General features: G+C 38.7%; 22 protein-coding genes. 10 read left to right on the top strand and 12 right to left on the bottom strand.

The features are described from left to right. Positions 1 to 1,067: 1,067 nt before the first annotated feature. Positions 1,068 to 2,282, bottom strand: a complete 1,215-nt coding sequence (gene tyrS, locus GA0116959_RS13700; protein WP_092721148.1) for a tyrosine--tRNA ligase — start codon at positions 2,280 to 2,282, stop codon at positions 1,068 to 1,070. Between the two features lie 80 nt (positions 2,283 to 2,362). Between tyrS and GA0116959_RS13695 the strand changes: the two genes are divergently transcribed. Beyond that, positions 2,363 to 3,490, top strand: coding sequence for an anhydro-N-acetylmuramic acid kinase (locus GA0116959_RS13695; protein WP_092721147.1), 1,128 nt, complete (start codon positions 2,363 to 2,365; stop codon positions 3,488 to 3,490). Between the two features lie 60 nt (positions 3,491 to 3,550). On the opposite strand, the gene GA0116959_RS13690 is transcribed toward GA0116959_RS13695, so the two are convergent. The 4 genes from GA0116959_RS13690 to GA0116959_RS13675 all read right to left on the bottom strand — a co-directional run bounded on the left by GA0116959_RS13690 (position 3,551) and on the right by GA0116959_RS13675 (position 7,918). Beyond that, entirely contained in the window at positions 3,551 to 4,831 is a 1,281-nt protein-coding gene (locus tag GA0116959_RS13690) for a lytic murein transglycosylase (protein ID WP_053579181.1), read from the bottom strand. Positions 4,832 to 5,481: 650 nt separating this feature from the next. Further along, positions 5,482 to 6,603, bottom strand: a complete 1,122-nt coding sequence (locus GA0116959_RS13685; RefSeq protein WP_053579180.1) for a 5-(carboxyamino)imidazole ribonucleotide synthase — start codon at positions 6,601 to 6,603, stop codon at positions 5,482 to 5,484. Positions 6,604 to 6,618: 15 nt separating this feature from the next. Then, positions 6,619 to 7,131 carry a 5-(carboxyamino)imidazole ribonucleotide mutase gene (purE, locus tag GA0116959_RS13680; RefSeq protein WP_092721146.1) on the bottom strand — a complete coding sequence of 171 codons (513 nt, stop codon included), beginning with the start codon at positions 7,129 to 7,131 and terminating at the stop codon, positions 6,619 to 6,621. Positions 7,132 to 7,576: 445 nt separating this feature from the next. Further along, on the bottom strand, positions 7,577 to 7,918 hold the full coding sequence (locus GA0116959_RS13675; RefSeq protein ID WP_092721145.1) for a DMT family protein: 342 nt from the start codon (positions 7,916 to 7,918) through the stop codon (positions 7,577 to 7,579). 253 nt (positions 7,919 to 8,171) lie between these two features. On the opposite strand from GA0116959_RS13675, the gene mpl reads away from it, so the two are divergent. Further along, the gene (gene mpl, locus GA0116959_RS13670) at positions 8,172 to 9,536 is read left to right on the top strand and encodes a UDP-N-acetylmuramate:L-alanyl-gamma-D-glutamyl-meso-diaminopimelate ligase (protein ID WP_092721144.1); all 1,365 of its coding nucleotides are present in this window, start codon (positions 8,172 to 8,174) and stop codon (positions 9,534 to 9,536) included. Positions 9,537 to 9,778: 242 nt separating this feature from the next. On the opposite strand, the gene GA0116959_RS13665 is transcribed toward mpl, so the two are convergent. Beyond that, on the bottom strand, positions 9,779 to 10,063 hold the full coding sequence (locus GA0116959_RS13665) for a GNAT family N-acetyltransferase (RefSeq protein WP_092721143.1): 285 nt from the start codon (positions 10,061 to 10,063) through the stop codon (positions 9,779 to 9,781). 244 nt (positions 10,064 to 10,307) lie between these two features. On the opposite strand from GA0116959_RS13665, the gene GA0116959_RS13660 reads away from it, so the two are divergent. The 5 genes from GA0116959_RS13660 to GA0116959_RS13640 all read left to right on the top strand — a co-directional run bounded on the left by GA0116959_RS13660 (position 10,308) and on the right by GA0116959_RS13640 (position 15,634). Further along, positions 10,308 to 11,498 carry a sugar transporter gene (locus tag GA0116959_RS13660; RefSeq protein ID WP_092721142.1) on the top strand — a complete coding sequence of 397 codons (1,191 nt, stop codon included), beginning with the start codon at positions 10,308 to 10,310 and terminating at the stop codon, positions 11,496 to 11,498. 326 nt (positions 11,499 to 11,824) lie between these two features. Then, complete coding sequence (locus GA0116959_RS13655; RefSeq protein ID WP_053579174.1) at positions 11,825 to 12,781, top strand: TerC family protein; 957 nt, start codon at positions 11,825 to 11,827, stop codon at positions 12,779 to 12,781. A 353-nt stretch (positions 12,782 to 13,134) separates the two neighbouring features. Beyond that, entirely contained in the window at positions 13,135 to 14,451 is a 1,317-nt protein-coding gene (gene guaD, locus GA0116959_RS13650; protein WP_092721141.1) for a guanine deaminase, read from the top strand. A gap of 220 nt (positions 14,452 to 14,671) precedes the next feature. Further along, positions 14,672 to 15,199, top strand: a complete 528-nt coding sequence (hpt, locus tag GA0116959_RS13645; RefSeq protein WP_092721140.1) for a hypoxanthine phosphoribosyltransferase — start codon at positions 14,672 to 14,674, stop codon at positions 15,197 to 15,199. Positions 15,200 to 15,376: 177 nt separating this feature from the next. Next, positions 15,377 to 15,634, top strand: a complete 258-nt coding sequence (locus GA0116959_RS13640) for a GlsB/YeaQ/YmgE family stress response membrane protein (protein WP_053579171.1) — start codon at positions 15,377 to 15,379, stop codon at positions 15,632 to 15,634. Between the two features lie 83 nt (positions 15,635 to 15,717). Here the strand turns inward: GA0116959_RS13640 and GA0116959_RS13635 are convergent, their stop codons facing one another. Continuing rightward, complete coding sequence (locus GA0116959_RS13635; RefSeq protein WP_092721139.1) at positions 15,718 to 16,419, bottom strand: DsbC family protein; 702 nt, start codon at positions 16,417 to 16,419, stop codon at positions 15,718 to 15,720. A 453-nt stretch (positions 16,420 to 16,872) separates the two neighbouring features. Here GA0116959_RS13635 and GA0116959_RS13630 point away from each other — a divergent pair, with 453 nt between their 5' ends. Next, entirely contained in the window at positions 16,873 to 18,051 is a 1,179-nt protein-coding gene (locus tag GA0116959_RS13630) for an MFS transporter (protein ID WP_092721150.1), read from the top strand. 84 nt (positions 18,052 to 18,135) lie between these two features. On the opposite strand, the gene mnmE is transcribed toward GA0116959_RS13630, so the two are convergent. From mnmE to rpmH, 5 genes are all read right to left on the bottom strand, one after another. Next, on the bottom strand, positions 18,136 to 19,494 hold the full coding sequence (gene mnmE / locus GA0116959_RS13625) for a tRNA uridine-5-carboxymethylaminomethyl(34) synthesis GTPase MnmE (RefSeq protein WP_092721138.1): 1,359 nt from the start codon (positions 19,492 to 19,494) through the stop codon (positions 18,136 to 18,138). A 99-nt stretch (positions 19,495 to 19,593) separates the two neighbouring features. Continuing rightward, entirely contained in the window at positions 19,594 to 21,351 is a 1,758-nt protein-coding gene (gene yidC / locus GA0116959_RS13620; protein WP_092721137.1) for a membrane protein insertase YidC, read from the bottom strand. 5 nt (positions 21,352 to 21,356) lie between these two features. Further along, positions 21,357 to 21,677, bottom strand: a complete 321-nt coding sequence (gene yidD, locus GA0116959_RS13615; protein ID WP_053579166.1) for a membrane protein insertion efficiency factor YidD — start codon at positions 21,675 to 21,677, stop codon at positions 21,357 to 21,359. 9 nt (positions 21,678 to 21,686) lie between these two features. Beyond that, the gene (gene rnpA, locus GA0116959_RS13610) at positions 21,687 to 22,076 is read right to left on the bottom strand and encodes a ribonuclease P protein component (RefSeq protein WP_053579165.1); all 390 of its coding nucleotides are present in this window, start codon (positions 22,074 to 22,076) and stop codon (positions 21,687 to 21,689) included. 29 nt (positions 22,077 to 22,105) lie between these two features. After that, complete coding sequence (gene rpmH / locus GA0116959_RS13605) at positions 22,106 to 22,240, bottom strand: 50S ribosomal protein L34 (protein WP_000831329.1); 135 nt, start codon at positions 22,238 to 22,240, stop codon at positions 22,106 to 22,108. 662 nt (positions 22,241 to 22,902) lie between these two features. Between rpmH and dnaA the strand changes: the two genes are divergently transcribed. Continuing rightward, positions 22,903 to 24,282, top strand: coding sequence for a chromosomal replication initiator protein DnaA (gene dnaA, locus GA0116959_RS13600; RefSeq protein WP_053579164.1), 1,380 nt, complete (start codon positions 22,903 to 22,905; stop codon positions 24,280 to 24,282). Positions 24,283 to 24,382: 100 nt separating this feature from the next. Then, a complete protein-coding gene (gene dnaN / locus GA0116959_RS13595; RefSeq protein ID WP_053579163.1) occupies positions 24,383 to 25,528 on the top strand; it encodes a DNA polymerase III subunit beta in 1,146 nt (381 codons plus the stop codon). Positions 25,529 to 25,554 lie beyond the last annotated feature (26 nt).

Raw genomic sequence — 25,554 nt, 5'->3', positions numbered from 1 at the left:
TCGAGTAATTTCTACCATCAATCAATGAAAATAATTTCGATCAATCAATCAGTAAAAATCCACACAAGTTGTTCTTCATAAGCTCTTAATGATCTCTCTTATTCCTCGTCAGAATAAGTCGCTCAACAACATAAACTTGAAAACTCAGCATCTAGCGCTTCGTACTTTCCGTCTATCTCGTCGGGATGCAGCGTATTCTATACACTTTATAACAGCACGCAACCCCTAAAATGATTTATTTTTCACGTATGCTTATTTTTTCTACCAAATCTCTCAAAAACTCTATTTTTAAGCTATTTTTTATACTTTTATTGGGTGGGAAGCTGATTTTTTCTTAATTGGATTTGTTTTTTTCTAAATAAAAGTACTTCTAGTTCTTTAAAAAAGAACTTTAGCTGTGAGCTCTTCGATTTTTTCACATAATTGTAATTGTAAGCCATAAAATAAGCTTATCGCCAAAGTGGTTATTTTAAGCTTTTAATTTAAAAAGAAAGCGATCAATCCACTCTTCTTTCGAAATCATGTGATTTATTTGTGAAATTCATCCCAGCCTATAAACCGTTTAGAGAAAAACAAGGGAGCTTACTTTTATTCTTTTACTAATTGATTTGAAAATATCCGCGCAAACCCAGATTACTTTTTTAATTGCATAAGCTCTGTCGTGATTATTCCCAAAAGAAGAGATCAATCACCTGAGAACATGGCTTTATTATGCTAAAAACTGGCTTAATAAGCTGAGTTAAAATTTACTCAATTTTAAATAGAAAAAAAGAAAGAGATCTCTCCCAAAACCTCTCCCTCGGAGTTAGACCATTAACCGATCCATGATGTCATTATTATAGTTATCTACAAAACTTAAACATATAGAGTGTTTCACACATATTATATCCACGCTGCGTGGCGAATAAATCTTATCTATAAACAAATAACATTACAAGCTTTTTGGGAAAATTTAATCTTTGTTTTTATAGGACTTTTTCTGAATTTACTTATTCATAATCCAGATATATAAATAAAAAATAAAAGCAGACCAAGGTCTGCTTTTATTTCAATAATTTAACGCTTTTTTAGTCAATGAAAATAACCTTCGCAATCGCTTTTTTGCCTGCTTGAATAATATAAGTTTTATTCTCAGCAACTGAAAAGTTTGCATCCACCACTTCCCAATCTACCTTTACAGCGCCACGCGCTACTGCATCTTTGGCTTGTGCTGCATTTTTGGTTAAGCCAGCCGTACGTAAAATAGAAGCAATAAACATTTCACCGCCAAATTCTGACCGTGAAATAACTACTTCTGGCGTACCTTCAGGAAGTTCACCTTCGGTAATAATATTGCCTGCACCTTTATGGGCATTAGCAGCGGCATCTGCGCCATGAAAACGCTCCACCAACTCCAGTGCCAGAATCTTCTTGACTTCTTGTGGGTTACGCCCTTCTGCCACTTCTTTTAATAATGCCTCAATCTCTTCAACAGATTTAAAACTGAGCAAATCGAAATAACGTTCAATTAAGGTATCTGGCATTGAAAGGACTTTTTGGTACATTGCACCCGGTGCATCAAAGACACCAATATAGTTACCCAAAGATTTAGACATCTTGTTGACGCCATCCAAACCTTCGAGAATGGGTACTGTAATACAAACTTGCGCTTCTTGATCATAACGACCTTGTAGCGTACGACCCATTAATAAGTTGAAGGTTTGGTCTGTACCACCAAGCTCTACATCAGCCTCTAATGCAATTGAGTCATACCCTTGAACCAATGGATACAAGAATTCGTGAATCGCAATCGGCTGATGACTGTTATAACGCTTGGTAAAGTCATCACGCTCAAGCATACGAGCAACTGTTTGCTGTGAAGCCAACTGAATCAGATCAGCAGCCGTTTTTGTGGCGAACCATTCAGAGTTAAAACGCACTTTGGTTTTATTTGGATCAAGAATTTTAAAGACTTGTTCTTGATAAGTTTTGGCATTTTCCAATACTTGCTCACGCGACAAAGGCGGACGTGTTGCACTTTTACCTGTTGGATCACCAATCATAGCAGTGTAATCACCAATTAAAAAAGTCACTTCATGACCTAAATCTTGGAACACCTTTAGCTTATTAATCAATACAGTGTGACCTAAATGTAGGTCAGGTGCTGTTGGATCAAAGCCCGCTTTAATTTTTAAGGGGCGACTTTCTTTAAGTTTCTTTAACAGATCCTCTTCAGAAATAATTTCATGAGTGCCTCGTTGAATGAGGGCAAGTTGTTCTTCAGCCGGCAGGAAATTTGACATCACAAAACCCAATACATCTGTTATACAATTTGTGCGATATACTAACACTTTTTCAGCACAATGCAGGCTTAACTATCATCATGACAGCGATCTATATTGGGGTAATGACCGGCACCAGCATGGATGGCGTTGACATCGTGGCTGCTTCCTTTGATCCTTTGCAGCTTCACGCCACTCTGACCTTGTCCTTTGATTTAGATTTACGTGATGAATTAATGGCGCTCACTTTGCCAGATGACAATGAAATTGATCGTATGGGTAAAGCAGATGTTGCTTTGGCTCAAATGATTGGGCATGGGATTAATGAGCTGATTGAAAAGAATCACTTAGATCGTAACCATATTAAAGCGATTGGTTCGCATGGACAAACCATTCGTCACCGCCCTGAACATGGCTTTACCCTTCAAATTGGCGACCCCAATATCATTACCGAAATTACTCAAATTCCTGTGATTTCAGATTTTAGACGTCGCGACATGGCTGCGGGTGGTCAAGGTGCACCTTTAGTGCCTGCATTTCATCAAGCCTTATTTCAACATTCTAGTATTCATCGCGTCATTTTAAACCTGGGTGGTATTGCCAATGTCAGTATGTTGCCTGCAAACCATCCTGAAGGTGTATTTGGTTTTGATACAGGGCCTGCCAATATTTTAATGGATGCTTGGTGCCATCGTTATACTGGACAACCTTATGATGAAAATGGCAATTGGGCTGCCTATGGTCAACCTATTCGCAGCTTACTTGACCGCTTACAATCTCATGAATATTTCTCCAAAGAACCTCCAAAAAGTACAGGTCGTGAAGACTTCAATTTAGAATGGCTCGATGAACAAATAGCCGACTGGCATAATGATACTGAATATAACGAATTAGAAGATACACCTGAGAATGTTCAGGCAACACTCTTAAAACTCACCACACGCGCCATAAAAAAAGCGATTTACCGCTCAAATATGGATACAGGTGAAGTCTATGTATGTGGAGGTGGTGCCTATAATTCATATTTGCTTGAACAATTACGTTGGCGCTTACGCAAACACAATTGGTCAGTACAAACTACCTCTGTCTTAGGTTTAGCACCAATTTGGGTAGAAGCGACCGCATTTGCATGGTTGGCCATGCGTTTTATCACCCAACAGAGCGGTAACTTGCCTACGGTGACAGGTGCATCTGGATATCGTATTTTGGGAACAATGACTGCTGTATAAGAATAAGTTAGCCAAAATAAAAAGGTCAGCTTCAAGCTGACCTTTTTGATGATCAAAAATTTATTGCATCATATTTTTAGCATTTTCATTGCGAATAACACTTAAAATTTGTTGTCCTGCACGTCCTGTCGAACTTAAACCCAAACGAATTTGCTCTTGACGAATGGCTTGACGACTTTTATCACCAATTAAACCATCCACTGCACCAATGTCATAACCACGATTAATTAAAAATTGCTGAATTTCACGGCGCTCTGCTCTTGAGGTTCCCGCATCTGCTGTCGGCCAAGACTTACTAAAACCCGCTTTGCCTTGTAAACGATCAGATAAATGCGCAATCGCTAAAGCATAACTTTCCGCAGCGTTATAACTATAGATAGCATCGAAATTTTTAAACACCAAGAATACAGGACCATTTGCACCCGCAGGTGCCATTAATCCAGCCGAACTGTTTTCAGATAGACTCCCTTGTACTAAAGGACTACCATCGGCACGAACCAAACCACGGCTCATCCAATGACTTAAAGACTTTTTATTACGACGCCCTTCACCATTTATCGACATTGTCTCAGGAATTCGAACCTCAAAGCCCCAAGGTTGCCCTGTTTGCCAACCCCGTTTTTTTAAGAAATTTGCAGTAGAAGCCAAGGCATCTGAGGTACTCGAAACCAAATCACGACGGCCATCGCCATCAAAGTCAACAGCAAGCTCTTCATAAGTAGATGGCATAAATTGGGTATGACCAAACGCACCCGCCCAAGAACCTTTCATTTGAGATTCACTTAAATCACCGCGTTGTAAAATTCGCATGGTGGCAAAAAACTCGCCACGAAAATAACTTTGACGACGCCCCTCACAACTTAAAGTACCCAAAGCCTGCAATAAAGGATAACTTCCCGAAATTCCACCAAAATTACTTTCAACACCCCAAACAGCCACCACTGTTTCAGCAGGCACTCCATATACAGATGCAACGCGATTGAGTACCTCCCGATGTTGAGCTAGTTTTTGCTGCCCCAGCTGTACCCGCTCATCATCAACCAAACCAGACAAATAGTCCCAAATAGGTGTAGAAAACTCAGGTTGATAATTCAATTTATCAATCACTGAATAATCAGGCATTAAGTTTTGGGTATAACGATCATATGTCGAGCCATTTACCCCTGAGGCCACTGCCTGAGAACGCAAATTTGCAATACATTGCTGAAAATTATTTTGTGCAGAAAAACTTGGTGCTGGAGAAAGATTAGAACTTGCTGGTTGGCCATTAATAATCAGCTCAGCATGGGCTTGAGTCATTGCAAGAAAAACTGAACCTAAAACAGAAGCTAAGCGAATCATCATATCCTTTACAACATTTGAATCTAAATTATATTTTTACCATACCATCATCATTCAAAAAGTTCTAAATCAAATCGTAAATTTAAATTCATTTTTCTTTATTTTAAATTCATATTCTGTATTTCAACCGAAAAACTTATCCACATTTTTATTTTTCGCCCTTTTGAATTCAAAAAACCACCACCTATATGAATTTAAATTCATTTTTTAAATTTAAACCGATTATTTGAATTCAAATAGCCTGTGGATAAATTAATTATCTAATATTTCAATGAATTAAATTTTATTTTTTTAAATTCAAAAACCATTCACTCAAGTTAAAATTTTAAATTCAAACACTACGATCCGACTTTGAATTCGTATTTTATAAAATCAAAAATAACCCTGCTGTTTAAATTCATAAACTTTGAATTTATTTTTAATGATTTGAATTTAAAAGCTATGCTTGTTAGTTTCCAGTAATGTAAGAACACCGCAAAAATTTTGAATGATTATATTTTTAATATAAGAGCTTAACTTACATCGCCTATTTTTTTATTCTGCCCCGATCCATGATGCTTTCTCTTAAAAAGGGCGCAATCATGCCCGAACTTCAGACCTAAAAAAAGCGCTCATAAACATGAACGCTTTTTTTGTATTCAATCTCAGGATTAAATGTTCATATCTTGAGTCAATGCTAAAGGTTGAGGCAAAATTTTTGCCAATTGACGACATAAACGGGTCAATTCGATGCTGTCATTTGGCATCAGTGTAATATGACCAATTTTACGACCTTCACGCTCTGCTTTATTATACAGATGTAAGTGTGCGCCATTCAGTGCCAAGACAGCTTCCGTTTTTGGATGCTGACCTATAATATTGACCATCACACTCGGACGAATCACATCAGTTGAACCTAAAGGTAAACCAGCAACCGCACGAATGTGATTTTCAAACTGTGAACATACTGCACCTTCAATCGACCAATGCCCTGAATTATGCACGCGAGGTGCCATTTCATTAGCAAATAGACCTTTATCTGTGACAAATAATTCTAAAGTGAGAACACCGACATAATTTAAATGATTGAGTAGGCGAGTAATATAATCTTGCGCAACCGGTTGTAAATCTAAGCTTTTTGGTGCCGGTACAATCGAATGCGATAAAATACCGTTGTGATGATGATTTTCAGCCAATGACCAAGTTTTAACTTCACCATTTTGTCCACGAACGGCAATAATGGACACTTCACGCGAGAAATTCACAAAACTTTCCGCAACAAGCGAACCTGCTGGCCCAAGTTCGAGCCATGCTTGCTGGATTTGATTGCTGCTACGCACTACAAACTGACCTTTGCCATCATAACCACCTGTGGTGGTTTTCAGAACAATTGGTAAACCCAGTTCTGTCACGGCTTGTTCTAAACTTTCTAAAGAATTGACCGCTTTATACGGTGCAACAGGAATACCGAGCTCATCAAATAATGCTTTTTCAAGCAAGCGGTTTTGGGCAATCGCCAAAGCCTGACGCGATGGATATAATTCTTTTTGTTTGGTGAGTACATCAACATCTGCAAGAGGCGTGTTTTCAAACTCAAGGCTAAAAACATCTGCACTCTGAATAAACTGATTTAATCCATTTTCAGCTTTAGGAGAAATGACCTGACCCAATGCAACCGATGGACAATCTGCATTCGCTTCAAAGAAAGTACATTGAATATTTAGGGGAAGGGCAGCTTGTGCCATCATACGGCCAAGCTGACCTCCTCCAAAAATACCGATGGTCTTATCCATAATATATGTCTCGTTTTAAGCTTGACCGGGGATATTGTTACTGGCGACTTTATCCGTCTGAGCAGCACGAAATGCTGCAACATTTTTGGCAATTTCAGGGCGGGTTAAACCCAAGATTTGAGCTGCCATAATGGCTGCATTGGTTGCACCCGCAGGGCCAATCGCCAATGTGCCAACTGCAATACCCGCTGGCATTTGTACAATTGAAAGCAATGAATCTACACCATTTAAAATCGAAGATTTTACGGGTACGCCTAAAACGGGTAAATCGGTTTTTGCTGCGCACATCCCTGGTAAATGTGCTGCACCACCAGCACCGGCAATAATCACTTGAATACCACGATCACGCGCTGTTTCGGCATATTCAAATAAACGATCAGGTGTACGGTGTGCAGAAACCACTTCCGCTTCAAATGGCACGCCCAGCTGTTTCAGCATATTGGCGGTATGTTCTAAAGTTGCCCAATCAGATTGAGAACCCATGATAATTCCAACGAGAGGTGTGTTTTGTGCAGCAGCCGTATTCATTGCAAATATTCCATAAACGAATGTAAGGAAGGGAAAATCTTGACCCATGCCAAGCTTTAAATGAATTACAAGCCCGCTATTATAGACTGAAAATTCGTCTCGCCAAAATTTAACAGTTCGTGTAGCGCGATATTTTCGCTATTTTTAGAAAAATAATAAATAAATTGATTTCAAAAACTAAAACTAAATTGATGCTTAGAAACGTTATTCGTAAACTGAGCAATCAATAGAGTAGATTTTGTAGCATAAGCCGAGAATACACTGAATAAGCAAAGTTTCTGTAATTGATAGAATTTTCGGCCTATTTAATGATTTTTGCGTATAGCATGCCTATGCTTACTTTTCCCCAATCAAACTCAGTCGAACCCAGTTTATGTCCAGAATTCAATCACCATTGAAAAGACTCTGTTGTACAAACTATATAGACTTTTTATCAGCTTAAATTTTACTGGCTTCTAAACACAAAATACACGCAGCCTAAAAGACACAAACCTGCCCAAATATAATCCAATTTAAACGGTTGCTTGAACATCAAAAGCATAAAAGGAATAAAAACCAGTAAAGTCACCACTTCTTGGGTAATTTTCATTTGCCCAACTGCCCAGCCTTGTTGTGCTAAAAGTTTAGTAGCAGGAATCATTAAACTGTACTCAAACAGGGCAATGACCCAACTCAATAGAATCGCTTGCCAAAGCGGCGCATCATGAGGTAAAAATTTTAAATGCCCATACCACGCAAGTGTCATAAAACAGTTAGCAAAAATCAATAATAATAAGGGAAATAGCATGGCAGATAGATCACGGGCAAGACTTTATATTTTACGTTTTTCACTCTAAAAAGTATGTTATTTCGCTTCATATTTCTGCTTAAAAATAAAAATATATTCCAATATAACCGCTGTCTAGATTGCAATGAATAAGATACAAGAAAGACTATCTTTTCGGTAAAACCCTTGATATCGTTGCTTCCAAATCGAATAAATCATGACAACAGCACGTCTGAATATGTGATGTGTCAAAATAATAGTGGAGTTAAAATCAATGCATCTGCATATTTTGGGTATTTGCGGCACTTTTATGGGTTCGCTTGCATTATTGGCACGAGATTTAGGACATACCGTGACGGGTTCAGATGCAAACGTCTATCCACCGATGTCAACCCAATTGGAAAATGCAGGCATTACCTTAATGCAAGGTTATGATCGTAGTCATTTACAACCGCATCCAGATTTAGTGATTGTGGGGAATGCCATGAAACGTGGTATTGATGCCATTGAATATATGTTGAATGAAGGTTTAGCCTATATTTCAGGTCCACAATTTTTGGCAGATTATGTACTGCAAGGTAAACACGTTTTAGGTGTGGCAGGGACTCATGGTAAAACCACAACGACCACCATGTTGGCATGGGTACTCGATCAAGCGGGTTTAAATCCAGGGTTTTTGATTGGTGGCGTACCACTGGGTTTTAGCGAAAGTGCACGTTTAGGCGGCGGACAATATTTTTGTGTAGAAGCCGATGAATACGATTCTGCATTCTTTGACAAGCGTTCCAAGTTTGTACATTACCACCCTAAAACAGCTATTTTAAATAATCTGGAATTTGATCATGCCGATATCTTTGATGATTTGGCTGCTATCCAAAGACAATTCCATCATTTGGTGCGTACTATTCCAAGTGAAGGCCGTATTATTGCACCGATCACTGAAACCCATATTGATGAAGTTCTAGAACAAGGCTGTTGGACACCTGTGGTTCGAACAAGTTTAGAAGCCCATCCACAAGCGGTACTTTCAGCCGAGCAATTGAGCGCTGATGGCTCACATTTTAAAGTGCTTGAAAATGGGATATTAAAAGGCGAAGTTAAGTGGAATATGACTGGACAGCACAGCGTTGCGAATGCTTTAGCAACCATTGCCGCAGCAGAGCATGTCGGTGTTGCGATTGAAACTGCATGTGAAGCACTTTCAAACTTTGGCGGAGTCAAACGCCGTATGGAATTATTAGGTACGGTGAAAGGTATAGAAGTTTATGATGACTTTGCTCACCATCCCACAGCCATTGAAACGACTTTAGACGGTGCCCGTAAACGCTTAGGTGAACGCAAACTTTGGGCGATTATTGAGCCTCGTTCCAATACTATGCGTATGGGCAGTCATAAAGATGGACTTGCACATTCTGCGCGTTTGGCAGATGAGGTGATTTGGTATCAGCCAGAAGGTTTAGACTGGGATTTACAGCCTGTTATTGATGCTGCATCTAACAAAGCCATTATTGTACGTACTCTAGATGAGATTCTTCATCAGATTGTGGCTGAAGCAGGTGAGGGCGATGCGGTAGTCATCATGTCAAATGGTGGCTTTGGTGGTTTACATCAAAAATTAATTGCTGCGTTAAAAGCCTAATTTATTTTTAAAAAAGCCCGCGAAAGCGGGCTTTTTTATAAAATTCATACGGTTTTTTTTAAAGGTCAATAAAATGCCTTTGATTTTCTGGATCATTTCAGCATTTTCCATCAACTTCTTAATTTTAGAATATTCATATCAAAGCTTAAATTCTTTAAATCAGATATTGGGAATGTAATATTGACTGAGAACAGCATATTTTTCGACCAACCCGCTTTATCCAAATGACTTTAGGGTTGTGTTTAAGCGACTACATCTGCCAGACTTTGATCACGTTTAAACATCACATCGACATAAGAACAGGTCGGAATAATTTTTAACTGTTTTTCACGTGCAAATTCAACCAATATATCGAGTAACTGGCGTGCTACGCCTTGGCCACGTAAAGAATCGTCCACCCAAGTATGATCTGCAATAATGGTATGTTCATTACGCCAAACATAACTGATTTCTGCAATACGCTTACCTGTCTCATCAAAAGTAAAAAATTCGCCTTTCTGTTGATTAGCTTGATGTTCAAATTGCATACATTTTCCTTAATCTGATTCACTTTTACCTCATTCAGAATACGTTAAATATATCTTCTTTTAAAACCTCTTTTTGCTGCTTCATTCTTGAAAAACTAAACCTATACCGTATTCATTTTTGTTTATGTTACTGACCACTGTGAGCTAACGATGATTCAAGAGCATTTTTTCGTCTTTATTTTTAAACTTAACAAATGACATGTTTAAGCCTAAACTTTAGCATTCTTTTGTAAATTATCTGACCATGTCATCCTTATCTCCCGAACCATTATCCAACCCAACGCGGCAATGGATGTGTGTTATTGGCTTAGCCTTTGCTGCATTTATTTTTAATACCACTGAATTTATCCCTGTGGCATTACTCAGTGATATTGGACAAAGTTTTAATATGCAAGCGACAGATGTGGGTCTCATGATCACGCTGTATGCTTGGGTTGTCGCTCCTATTTCTCTGCCGTTGATGTTACTCACTCGTAATATTGAACGGCGTTTTTTACTCATTGCACTGTTCAGTGTTTTTATTGTCAGTCATGGTTTGTCTTACTTTGCTTGGAATTTTAATGTTTTATTAATCAGCCGAATTGGGATTGCTTTTGCACATGCATTATTTTGGTCAATTACCGCCTCTTTAGCAGTCAGGGTCGCGCCTAAAGGCAAAGAATTTCAAGCCCTCGGCTTATTGGCGACAGGTACAGCTTTGGCCATGGTCTTGGGCATTCCATTTGGGCGTATGATTGGAGAAGCTTATGGCTGGCGCAATACTTTTGCTCTAATTGCACTCGGTGCCGCCATCATTTGTATTATTTTAGCCAACCTATTACCCAAACTTCCCAGTATCAATTCAGGCTCCATAAAAAGTATTGGTGTTTTATTCAAACGCCCAAGCTTGGTGATGGTATTTATACTTACGGTGATTATTATTACCGCACAATTTACGGCTTATAGTTATATTGAGCCCTTCAGTTTAAATATCGCCCATTTTAGCTCTGCACAAACCACCAGCTTATTACTGATTTACGGCGGCGCAGGCTTTTTAGGTTCTTATTTATTTGGAAAATTTGGTCCACGGCATCCTAAAGTTGCCATTCCTTTAGCCGCCTTCTGTCTGGCCATTTCAATGTTGCTGTTACTCCCTTTAGCACAAGGTATGAGCCATTTATATTTGATCAGTTCATTTTGGGGAATGGGGATTATTGCCATGAGTTTAGCCTTGCAAGCCAAAACATTAAGTCTGGCTTCAGATGCAACCGATGTCGCCATGGCCATTTATTCAGGGCTTTATAATGTTGGCATTGGTGGTGGTGCTCTATTGGGTGGCATGGTCACAGCTCATTTTGGTTTAAGTTATATTGGTATAGTGGGCGGCTTGCTTGCCGTGATTGCCACCTTATTTGCGTTGGTATTGATCACACGCAAGGACTTTATGGGTACATAAAAAATAAGATAAAATTTGCACAATGCTCATAAATATGCGATTCTTCAACCACATTTGGATTTAATCCAAAACAAAATTGAGTTGAACAAGGGGAGTAGCCTCCTCCAAACCTAAGCTTTTTAACAACTTAAAATCTGTTGAAACTTAGGTGTCAGACTATCGTCATTACACTTTGAAAAAAGTCGGTATCTGAGCATCTAAAATACGCAATATACGTATTTAGATGTAGGCAAGACCTTGATCATGTTGAAACAGATGTTTAATTCATCTGGCAACTGGTCAAGGTTTTTTTATGCCGAATCCATTTGCCCGATGTGGAGATTTTTATGGAAACCATCGGCAACCCTGGGTTGTACTTAGCATTTTTTGCGATTGTGGCAGTCATGCTGATTATCGACTTTTTAGGCTTTAAACAAAAAGAAGGCCAACCTGTCCAAATTAAAACGGCAGCCTACTGGAGCATTGCTTGGGTCAGTGTTGCAATGCTATTTGCAGGTGGCTTATGGCTGTATTTACAGCAAACCGCTGGTGTTGTATTAGCCAACCAAAAAACCATGGAATATATTGCGGGTTATTTACTCGAAAAATCACTGGCTATTGATAACGTGTTTGTCTGGTTAATGATTTTTGCAGCCTTTGCAATTCCCCCTGCATTACAGCGTAAAATTTTACTCTACGGTGTATTGGGTGCAATTGTACTTCGTACTTTATTCATTTTTATTGGTGCATGGTTCGTTCAAGAATTCTCTTGGGTACTTTATATCTTCGGTGCTTTTCTGGTCTATACCGGTTATAAATTTCTTCGCGGTCATGAAGAAGATCCCAATATTGAAGAAATGCCGTTGCTGAAATGGTTACGTAAACATATGCGTATTACCCCACAGCTTGAAGGAGAAAAATTCTTTGTTCGTCAAAATGGGCTATTGTGGGCAACGCCGTTATTTTTGGTGCTAATTTTAGTCGAAGCGTCGGATGTCATTTTCGCTGTTGATTCAATTCCTGCCATTTTTGCTGTAACTTCCGATCCATTTATCGTATTAACTGCAAACTTGATGGCAATTTTGGGTTTACGTGCGATGTTTTTCTTACTGGCAGGTGCAGCGTCTAAAATGCATTATCTGCCTTATGGCTTAGGTATTATCTTGCTCTTCATTGGTTTCAAAATGTTGATGTTAGACGTATTCCATATGCCAATTTGGATCTCTTTAGGCTTTATTGTCATCGTATTGGCGATTACTGCTTGGTTATCCGTTCGTTATAATAAGAAGCAAGAACAGCTTTAATACTTCAATAACAGAGGAAGCCTTTCATCTTTAGGTGAAAGGCTTTTTTATTGAATCAATAAAACGTAACTGAAAATATTGAATGGCAATATAGTCTTCACTCAAATCAATGATTTAAGCCCATAACAAAAATTTGGCAAACTTCTTGCTTAAACAAATAAAAAAAAGCCAATTTTTAATCCAACTGCACAGTGTTGGCGCACACTCAAATACTCTATGCTAAAAATTAATGTATCTCATTCTTTATCATCATGTCTTCACTCCAATCGCTTACCCACAAATCAAGTGAATACTGTTTAAAACCATACATTCAGGTACAATCAATCGAAAAAATGAAAAGTTAAAGGTATTGTATGTCTCCCATTCAAGCTCAACACGCCGTTCGTGGCCGCTTTCTCGATATTCAGTACAGTGTTTCTCAAGCCTCTGATATTGCACAAGCGGTACGTTACATTGGAGATGGTTTACTCATCACCGTCGATGGAAAAATCACATGGTTTGGCACATGGCAAGAAGGGCAAGCTTTACTGAATAAAGACGTGATTTTTGAACACTATCCTGAACAGTTGATTGTCCCTGGATTTATTGATACCCATATCCATTTTCCCCAAACAGAAATGGTCGGTGCATATGGCGAACAACTTTTAGAATGGTTAAACACATATACTTTTCCGACTGAGTTACAGTTCAAAGATAAAGCCTATGCCGACAAAATCGCACAATTTTTTGTTCATGAACTGCTTAAAAATGGCACCACCACTGCTTTAGTGTTTTGTAGCGTCCACACTGCATCGGTTGATGCCTTATTTGAAGCAGCAGAACAGCACCAAATGCGTTTAATTGCAGGCAAAGTGATGATGGATCGTCATGCACCAGCAGAGCTTTGCGACACGCCAGAAAGTGCCTATCAAGACTCGAAAAAATTAATTGAAAAATGGCATGGTAAAGGACGCAATCTCTATGCAATTACCCCGCGTTTTGCACCCACATCAACGCCTGAACAACTGGTCAAAGCAGGGCAGTTGAAAGCCGAATATCCCGAGGTATATGTTCATACCCATTTAAGTGAAAATAAAAATGAAATTGCTTGGGTGAAAGAATTATTTCCAGAACAAAAAGGGTATTTGGATGTCTATCATCATTATGGTTTAACTGGCCAACGCTCGGTATTTGCGCATTGTGTTCATTTGGAAGAACAAGAATGGGATTGCATGCATGAAACTAATTCCGCAATCGCTTTCTGCCCAACCTCGAATTTATTCTTAGGGAGTGGTTTATTTCCGCTGAAAAAAACGTGGGAAAAACAGGTGAAAGTTGGCTTAGGTACAGACATCGGAGCAGGTACGTCATTTAGTCAACTCCAGACCTTAAATGAAGCCTATAAAGTCCAACAACTTCAGGGCAATAAACTTTCAGCCTTTGAGTCTTTGTATCATGCGACACTAGGTGGAGCCAAAGCTCTAGATCTACACGATAAATTGGGCAATTTTAATGTAGGTAAAGAAGCCGATTTTATTGTTTTAGATTTAAATGCCACAGCACTACAAACGCTGCGCCAACAACGTACACAAGGTATTGAAGATGCATTATTTGCGCTTATGACCATGGGCGATGATCGTAATATTCAAGCCACCTATGTCTATGGAGAACGGGTTTATGTCAAAAAATAACAGCAATAAGCAACCTACTAAAAAGTTTTTTGTATTGATTGGCATCGCCATTATTTTTACGCTGGTGCTTAAACGCGATAGTGCAGCTCCGCAGAGTTGATACATTTTGAAAAGCAAAAAAGGTGCATCAATTGACCAGATGTATTAAAATTAAGATGTCTTTTGAGGTGTTGCTGGTCAACACCTTTTTTATTTTTTGATTTTTTTTAGGTATCTACCCATGACCGTTCAAATGAGCGTAATGATTTCGGCTGAAGAAATTCAAGCCAAAGTCAAAGAGCTTGGCGCAAAAATTGATGCTCACTATGCCCATAGTGACAAAGAACTTGTTTTGATTGGTTTACTTCGTGGTTCTGTCATTTTTATGGCAGATTTATGTCGTGTCATCAGCAAGCCGCATGAACTCGATTTTATGACTGTATCTAGTTATGGTGGGGGTATAGTTTCAAGCCGTGATGTTAAAATTTTGAAAGATTTGGACGGTGAGATTCGTGGCAAAGATGTGTTGATTATTGAAGATATTATTGACTCAGGTAATACCCTCAGCAAAGTTTTAGAAATACTTGAAACTCGCCAACCAAACTCTATTGAACTTTGTACTTTAGTTAGTAAACCTTCACGCCGTGAAATTGAACTTAAGGTCAATTTTTTAGGCTTTGAAGTTGCAGATAAATTCATTGTGGGTTATGGCTTAGACTATGACCAGAAATATCGTCATCTACCGTTTATTGGTGAAATCGGTCTATAAAATTTTTCTCAATTTTAAAGTGGCTGATAGCCACTTTTTTTATCGGCCAAACTTCTCTAAGAACAAAAAAACAACAGTTATTAGCATGATTCATCTATTCGTTTTGTCATAAATCATGAATGATTACTTTTAAATCTTGATGAAAATATATAAACAAAAGATAAATGGAGAGCACTTATGTGGACATTAATCGTTGCCATCGTAGTAGGTTTTATTGCTGGTTTAATCGCGCGTGCCATTCATCCTGGTAATGATAAATCTGGATTTATTGTGACCACATTATTAGGTATTGCAGGTTCTTTACTGGCCACTTATGCAGGTAGGTTGCTCGGACTCTACGACCAAAACTCTGCAGCTGGATTCATCGCATCAGTGATTGGCGCCATTATTATTCTGTTTATCTATAATTTAATGACCAAAAAATCTCGTGTTTAACCCATCAATATTCAATTGAAATAAAAGCACCTTTCAATAAGGTGCTTTTTATTTGATATTTATTTTGTAGAAACTGCAATACTTTATAAACCCAATTCTTTCCAAATTTTCTCTATTTCTAAAGCAGGGTAGGCACCCATCGCTTTAAAGCCATTTGAAAAAATAATCGTGGGTGTACCGTTTAAACCTAAAGATTTTCCTAGATTTAAATTACGTTCAACGGGATTGGCACATGCTTTTATTGAACGGGGTTGAATCCCTTTGCCTATTAAATTTGACCAAGCTAAAGCAGGATCTGACTCACAAAAAATCTGTTTTGATATTGCAACCGATTGTGTTTTGATCGGATAAATAAAAGTATAAATAGTGACGTTGTTTAATTTATTTAATTCAGTCTCAAGCTGTTTACAATACGGGCAATTTGGATCAGAAAATACTGCAATCTGGCGTTTCCCATTACCTCGTACTGTTTTCACAGCATCTTGTAAAGGCAATTTTTTCCAATCAATACTGTTTTGTTTAAGCACTAAATCTTTGGTGATATTTTTTTGATCACTGAGGCGAAACATAGAGCCAATCAGGATATGTTGCGCATCTTCGCCCATATAAACCACTTGATTATCCATCAATCCACTATAGATACCTTTCATTTCAGTGGTTTGAATATTTTCAATCTTCAGTTTTGGATGTAGTTGATTCAAATTGGTTTTCACCGTATTCACATCTGCCCAACTTAAACTTGAGATAACACTGACTAAGGCGAATAACCATGTTTTTTTAATCATGTTAAATATCACTTATAAATATTGCAGCCAATTCTACTGAAAATTTAATTTTTAAAGGCGTTATTTTAAGAACTGATTACCGAAAAACCACATATTTATCTGTTAAAGTTTCACGTGGAACATCTAAAATTTTTCATCGTGGATTGTTTTTATTCATTGTTCAGTGATACAGCCCAGATTTATCAAAATGGGAATAAAATATGATGGCTTAATACACTGACAGATAGCCTCATTTCTGCAAGATATTTTCCAACCCTTTTACTTGACTCTGAAAGCGAATTAAATTTTGGATAAAAGATTAAATTTTTCAGAATTATTAAAAACTTACCACTGTAATATTTACATGTTATAAATTGACGATAGCACGCTCAAAGAATTACTCTATGATTCTCCCTTTCCTCTAAAAGTATTCATTTTTTGACCAAATGGTGAATCTTTCTGTGAGCTTACATGATGAGTCAGCAATCATGGCGACCCTTTTTAATGGTGAGCCTGGCACTATGTATTGGTACGATCGGCACGGCTCTGGCCAGTCCTTTATATCCGATTTATCAAGAACTATGGCATCTTTTACCTAGCCATATTACTTATATTTTTGTAGCTTACATGTTCGGTTGTTTGGCAACCTTGTTGTTTCTAGGACGAACCAGTAATAGTGTTGGATTTTTACGCACCCTGCAAATTGGGATTGTTTTTGTAGTCATCGGTTTGCTGTTATCTGTTATAGCCTCTAATGCACTTTGGCTCGGTCTAGGGCGGTTTATTATTGGGATTGCCTCTGGACTCATCAGCACCTCTGCAATGCTTGGCTTAATCACCACCATTCCAGATAGCCATAAAAAAAATGCACCACAATTAAGTTCTATTATTACCGTGATTGGTTTCGGCTTAGGGCCTTTTATCGGCGGATTAATTGCACAATTTTCTCATGAACCTTTAGTTACGCCCTACTTACCCATTATTGTAGCTGCAATTTTATGTTTTTTCGGTTTATATCGCGTCAAGACTCCTCAATTTAAATCTCAGCCATTTTCGATAGCACCACATTTAGAAATTCCAGCACCTCAATACAAATCTGAATTCTTTATTGCAGGATTAACTGCTTTTTGTGCCTTTGGCGTGTTTGGCCTATTTGCTTCTTTATCGCCTTCATTTGTTAAAGATTTAATTCCTTGGCATGGACCTTTCGTAAGTGGGGCTGCCATTTCGAGTATTTTATTTATTTCCGCAATAGTACAATTTTTTGCCAAATCATTGGCTGCGGAAAAATGTTTAAATTATGGTTTAATTACCCTGACCATGAGTCTGGTCTTATTGGCGCTGTGTATGACCATGCAGTGGAGTAGCTTATTCTTCTTAAGTGATATTTTTGTGGGTATTGGCCATGGATTTGGATTAATGGGTGCATTTGGTTTAATTCATAAAATGACATCAATAGACAATCGGGCCGCGGTCATGTCGACTTATTTGTTCATTGGATATTTAGGTACTATTGTTCCTATTGTTGCAGTGGGTTATCTTGCTGATCATTTTGGCTTAACCTTCGGAATTTTAGGATTTTGTATTGTGATTGGCTTATTGTGTTTAAGTCTTTTGATGTGGCATAAGAAAGTTCATCTGATTGCTGATTAAATGAACTTTTATAAATAGCCTTATAAATTAAGGCTATTTTTTCAACATTACTCAAATAGAGTTCGCATTTAAGTCATTATTGAATTACTTTCCAATACAGAACGATCCAAAAATTTTCCCCAATAGATCATCTGCACTAAACTCACCAGTGATTTCTGCCAAAGCATTTTGTGCCAACCGTAGTGACTCCGCTACCAATTCTCCAGCCTGATATACCACTAACTGCTCATTTGCCTCTAAAAGATATAGCTGCGCGCGCTTCATTGCATCTAAATGACGTGTTCGGGCTATAAAGGTATCTTCTTCTGGCTGGAAGCCTGCGTGTGCTGTAATCGCATCTACAAGCGCTTGAACGCCAGTTTCTTGCTTAGCAGAAACTGTAATATGACGAAATCCCTGATAATCGCCAATTTCGGCAACAGTGCCCGTCAAATCACATTTGTTGGCAATCAACATTAAACGCTTGGGTTCAAGATGCTCAGCAAAATAGTTTTGTGCCAACTGTAAAGGATTATCACCTTGGGTTAAGTCATACACCAACAATAATAAATCGGCTTGTTCAATTTCTTTAATGGCACGGCGAATCCCTTCTTTTTCTACCACATCCTTTGTTTCACGCAAGCCAGCAGTATCCGTAAGAGTAATCGGCAAACCATTTAGTGTAATTTTTTCATGCAATACATCACGCGTTGTACCCGCTATATCCGTGACAATAGCACGATCATTTCCCGCAAGCGTATTTAACAATGAAGATTTACCAGCATTGGGTTTTCCCGCAATTACCACCTGTAAACCTTCACGTAAAAGCTGTCCTTGACGAGCAGATGTCTGTACTGCAGTTACTGAACTTTGTACGTCTTGGAGTAGTGCCAAAATTTTACCATCAGCTAAAAAATCTATTTCTTCTTCTGGAAAATCAATAGCTGCTTCAACATGCAGACGTAAATGAATCAATTTCTCCAATACACTATTTACTTTGGTTGAAAAGACACCCTGTAACGAGCGTACCGCAGAACGAGCAGCCGCCTGTGAGGTTGCATCAATCAAGTCAGCAATCGATTCCGCTTGAACCAAATCAAGTTTGCCATTTTCAAAAGCGCGCATAGAAAATTCACCCGCTTTGGCTGCGATTGCACCCAATTCTAGTAAACGTGCCAATAATGCATTTTGAATGACAGGTCCGCCATGACCTTGTAATTCCACAACATCTTCACCCGTAAATGAATGAGGATTAGGAAAACAAATCGCTAAACCTTCATCCATTACCTCACCCGCAGCATCATAAAACTGACGAAAGCCAGCAAAACGTGCTTTAGGCAGTGCTTTTTGAGTTAAGGCTTCTGCAATTATATAAGATTTGGGACCAGACAAACGAATTACTCCCACACCGCCACGGCCAGGTGGCGTTGCAATCGCAGCAATCGTAGTTGTTCGGTTTTGCATAACATTCACCTCAAAAATCCCAAATCATAAACAAAGAAAAATCCGCCTAAGATTACCATCTTAAGCGGATTTATTCAGTACTTCACGAGCAGTTGTTAATTAAACCACTTCACGTTTCGCACGATCCTTCTCAACACTCTTGTTAATCAGACTCTGCTGTAAAATGGTAATACTGTTATTGACAATCCAGTACAACACCAAGCCTGCAGGGAAGAACAACATAAATACAGTAAAGATAATTGGCATCAGCTTGAAGACTTTCGCCTGCATTGGATCAGCCGGTTGTGGATTCAATGACTGCTGAATAAACATAGTCAAACCCATCAATAACGGCAGAATAAACCAAGGATCCATCGCAGATAAATCTTGAATCCAGCCTAACCAAGGTGCATGACGAAGTTCAACCGACTCCATCAACACCCAATACAAGGCCAAGAAAATCGGCATTTGTAAAAGCAGTGGCAAGCAACCAGACAATGGATTGACTTGTTCGCGCTTATACAGGGCCATCATTTCTTGAGAGAAACGCATACGATCTTCACCGAATTCTTCTTTCATGCGTTGCATTTCAGGTGCAATCACACGCATTTTCGCCATAGAGCGGTAGCTCTTAGACGACAATGGCCAAAGAATCAGTTTAACTAATACAGTCAATAAGATAATTGACCAACCCCAGTTGCCTACAATGTTATGGAAGAACTGAAGTCCGAGGAACAATAACTTAGCAATCGGCCATAACCAACCATAATCTACGGTTTGGTTTAAACCTACCGCCAGATCTTTCAGTTCAGATTGAACTTTAGGACCAGAATAGAAGGTCGCGTCTAACTCAGCTGCAGTACCTGCAGGTACATTAATCATCGGCGAAGTAAAACCGATAATATTCATGTTATCTGTCGATTGACGAGATTCCAATTTAGCACTATATGGCTGACCACCAGCTTGTGTCAGCTTAAGATCACCTGGAATCCATGCACTTACAAAATAATGTTGCACAACAGCAACCCAGCCACCTTTTGCTTCTACATTCAATTTTTCTTCATTGAAGTTGGCAAATTTCAGCTTATTATAATGTTCTTCAGGCGTACCCCAAGCACCCCCTAGGAATGTTCCCAGAGTGAAAATTCCTTGATCTGATTTACCCGGATCATCTGAATTATCACGTTTGATCTGACCAAACATCTGGCCTTGCCAATTTTGGCCACTACGGTTAACCACTTTGTGGTTCACAATAATCGGATATTCACCTTGTTTAAAGGTGAACGTTTTAATAATTTCTACGCCATCAGCAGTTTTATACACCATTGGCACAGATAAAACTTTAAACGCTTTACCATCTTTGGTTTGCTGCGCTTTGGCATCGGCCAAAGTATAAGCTGATTTCTCAATCTCATAGACTGGGCGACCATTACGGTTACTGTCCGGCCCATTCAAACCAATTAAACCAGACTGAGCAACATAAGTACGTTTTGCATCACTTTCCAGCATCACAAAAGGTTGATCACTGTCTTTATTCTTATCATGGTTCAATAATTCAATACGAACAATGTCACCCCCTTTAGGATTAATCCAAAGATGATAAAGGTCAGTTTGTACTGAAATAAGCTGTTGACTTACAGGTGCTGTTGCATCTGTTGTAGTTTGCTGAGTAGCAATATTTGCTTGCGGCATGTCAGATGCTGTCGTAGCAGCGGTTTGACCATTTGGCAAATCTGCAGATACTTCATGCGAAACAACAGCGGCATTTTGCTGTGGTTTAGTTTCTGCATGACCATAATCTTTTTGCCAAGCCAAAATAAGCAAATATGCGACGACAAACATGGCCCCTAGAATTGCAAACCTGGCCCATTGTTGCATATCTATTATCCCAAGTAGTTAAAGTGATTTCGGTTCAATAAACGATCACGAAAGGGTACAACAACGTGAAGCGTTTGAGAATCTATTTGCTGAAATGAAATAAAACGAATTGCCTTTTGAGGAACAGGGTCATAACCTGACCCACCCCAAGGATGACAACGACAAATACGTCGAGTAGCTAACCACACACCACGTACAGCACCATAAGAATGGACTGCTTCTAAAGAGTATTGAGAACATGTTGGAATATAACGACAGCGGGGTCCCAATAAAGGACTAATCGCGATCTGATAGAATCGAATCAACCAATGCAGTAAACGTACCATTGGCCTTCTCTACTTTTGTGGGGAGGGAGCTATCTTGTTATGCTTTTTGGCAAGGCGTTGCAATTTCTGCCAAGCAAATTGTAATTGCTGCTGCAATTCTGCATTAGGTACTGCTTCAATCCCTATTTTAGGCATGACCACAATATCTAATAAGTCTAACTGCTGTTGATGCAGGCGAAAACTTTCGCGAGCAAGACGTTTTACTCGATTTCTTTCATGCGCACGACGCACTTTTTTCTTGGCAACAACAATTCCCAAACGGCTTGAAGGCTGTTCGGAACATTTTGCAAGAAATAAGAAATGGGGTTGATGCACTTTAAAAAGCGCACCATCAAACACACTTTTATAATCGGCAGCACAACGTATACGTACGTTTGTGCTGAAGCCATAAAGTGTCATAACACCCAAAATCGTAATAGCTTAACTAATTAAACAGTTAAGCTATGACGACCTTTTGCACGGCGGCGAGCTAATACTTGGCGACCAGCTTTAGTAGCCATACGAGCACGGAAACCATGAACGCGCTTGCGCTTTAATTCAGATGGTTGAAATGTACGTTTCATATTGAAACTCCAAAAATGATCTTATATGAAGGTTCGCGATTTTAGTGGTCAAACGATAAGCTGTCAATGAAAAACAAGTATTCTTTCAAAATAAGCAATTTTTAAATACTTTTATTCAAACGGTTGTTTTTATTTTTCTGACAATATTATTAATTTTATACACAATACAAATAATTGATTAATATAATATCGTGAGTTATAAACAGAATTATTCACAATATTATCCACAGTGTTTAAATTTTAATTACCCCTACTTTAGTTTTTGAATTTAAATTTAAACCATTTTAGAGTTATCCGCATTTGAAGACTTACTTAATAAATAAATTCAAATTTATAAATTTAAGTTTATTACTATTAGGGAGCTATTTTTCTGTGTAAAAGTGGTTTTTTAAAATATAAAACATATATTTAGGTTGTGAATATCTATGTTTCTATGGAGTGGTTAATTTGTGGATAACTTTATGGTATATTTTATCCACACCTTGCGGATAACCTTATCCACACCTGTTTTGAATTTAAATTTAAATGGGTGGTTTTAATTTTTAACTGACATTTTCTTATTTTTGCCATGACAGATGTGGATAACTTCGATAGAATGGCGACCCGCTTAGTCGGGCTTGGTAATTTTTTATTATGTACAATGGACTGAATAGGGGTTTCACATGCTTTGGACAGACTGTTTAACTCGTTTGCGACAAGAGCTTTCGGGGAATGTCTTTACCATGTGGATTCGTCCGTTGGTGGCTGAAGAATTAAATGACACCTTACGCTTGTATGCTCCAAATCCGTATTGGACACGCTATATTCAAGAGCATCATCTGGAATTAATTACTATTTTGGCTGAACAAATGTCTGAAGGGCGGGTACGTAAAGTTGAAATTTTGGTGGATTCTCGACCAGGTGCAATTTTATCTGCCCATGAACAACCTGCAACGACCACTGCTGCGTTGCAATCCAATCCTGCCCCAGTCATTAAACCAAAAAAAGAAAAAGATGAAACTTCATCGAAAAATACACGCAAGCGTTTATTAAACCCATTATTTACTTTTTCATTGTTTGTTGAAGGCCGCTCTAATCAAATGGCGGCTGAAACTTGTCGTAAAGTTTTAACCCAGTTGGGTGCATCTCAACACAACCCATTGTTTTTATATGGGCCAACTGGTCTAGGTAAAACCCATTTAATGCAGGCAGTGGGAAATGCGTTATTACAAGCGAAACCAAATGCACGCGTGATGTACATGACCGCTGAAAGTTTTGTACAAGATTTTGTCAGCTCATTACAACAAGGCAAAGTGGAAGAATTTAAGAAAAACTGTCGTTCACTTGATCTATTATTGGTCGATGATATTCATTTGTTGGCGGGAAAAGAAGCCAGTTTGGTGGAGTTTTTCTATACATTTAATGCATTATTAGATGAATCAAAACAAATTATTTTGACTTCGGATCGTTATCCGAAGGAATTGACAGAATTAGATGCACGCTTGGTTTCACGTTTTTCTTGGGGCTTATCGGTGGGCGTTGAGCCACCTGATATCGAAACCCGTATTGAAATTTTATTAAAAAAAGCTGAGAACAGTGGTGTTGATTTACCGCGTAATTGTGCTTTATTTGTGGCGCAACAGGTGGTCGCAAATGTGCGTGAACTAGAAGGAGCACTGAATAAAGTCGTTGCGATTTCTCGTTTTAAAGGCACTGCGATCGATCTGGACGTGGTTCGTGAATCATTGAAAGATGTTTTGGCCATTCGTGCCCGAACCATCAGTACTGAAAATATCCAACGCGTAGTCAGTGAATATTTCCGTATTCCACTCAAAGAAATTGTAGGGCCGAAGCGTACTCGTATTTATGCACGACCACGTCAACTTGCTATGGGGCTTGCACGTGAACTGACAGGCGATAGTTTTCCCGAAATTGGGATGGCATTTGGTGGTCGTGACCACAGTACCGTCATGCATGCCTGTGAGAAAGTTTTAAGCCTGCGTGAGCAAGATCCAATCTTCAACGAAGATTATAAAAACTTGCAACGTTTGCTGCAAAGTTGATCAAATTCTCGTCTTGCAATGCGGCATATTCTGCCGCATAGTACACTGCTAAAAAACATATTTATTGATTATTTATCTTCAGTTGTTAGAGGAATGTACCGTGCGTTTAAAGATCGCGAAAGAAAACTTACTGAATGTTCTATCACATGTTGTAGGAGCGGTTGAACGTCGCCATACTTTAAACATTTTGTCCAATGTCAAAGTTCAAGTCAGCAATGAGTTATTAACCATCACAGGTTCTGATTTGGAAGTAGAATTGGTAGCCAGTACTACGCTTGCTGAAGGTGCATGTATACAAGTGGGTGAAAGTACGGTTCCTGCACGTAAGCTGATGGATATTTGTAAGTCTTTGCCTACCGCTGCTTTGATTGACTTACAAATTACTGAAGATCGTTGTATTTTAAAATCAGGCAATAGCCGCTTTGTGTTGGGTACGCTCCCAGCAGAAGATTACCCATTATTAAACACGGAAAATACTCAAGGTACACAAGTTACTGTGACCCAACGCGAATTAAAACGTTTGTTTGAGAAAACAGCTTTCGCGATGGCTGTGCAAGATGTCCGTTTTTATTTGACAGGTACATTATTAGAAATTGACCAAAATCAGCTTCGTGCAGTGACTACAGATGGTCATCGTTTAGCACTTTGTGAAACCACTGCAACTTCAACTGCAACCAGTCCAATTCAGGCCATTATTCCACGTAAAGCCGTAGCAGAATTACAGCGTTTGTTGAGTATTGAAGATGAACAATTATCTTTATTAATTGGTCGTGAATTATTAAATGTGACGATTAGTGCTCCAAGTCGTGATAAGGAACAAGCCAATATTACTGTACGTTTTACCACTAAACTGATTGATGGTAAATTCCCTGATTATCGCCGTGTTATTCCGCGCGGTGGCAATAAAAATGTATTGATTGCCCATGATGTATTCAAACAGTCGCTTCAGCGTGTCGCTATTTTAAGTAATGAAAAATTACGCGGTGTATTTTTAAATTTCGGTGCAGATTGTCTACAACTACGTGCCAATAATCCAGAACAAGATGAAGCGATTGAAGATTTAGTGATTCAATACGCAGATGAAGCAATGGAAATGTCATTTAATGCCCAGTATTTGTTAGACGTATTGGGTGCCCTGGATGGTGATGATGTGACCATGACCATGACGGAAGCCAATCAATCTGTGCTGGTTCATGATCCATCACAGCAAGATCAAACTTATGTTGTCATGCCGATGCGTGTTTAATTTTTCTATTTTATACTATATTTCAT

The sequence above is a fragment of the Acinetobacter albensis genome (assembly GCF_900095025.1).
GTDB classification, from domain to species: Bacteria; Pseudomonadota; Gammaproteobacteria; order Pseudomonadales; family Moraxellaceae; genus Acinetobacter; species Acinetobacter albensis.
Note: the sequence above shows the minus strand (reverse complement) of the source record. Positions and strands in the feature narration are given on the sequence as shown.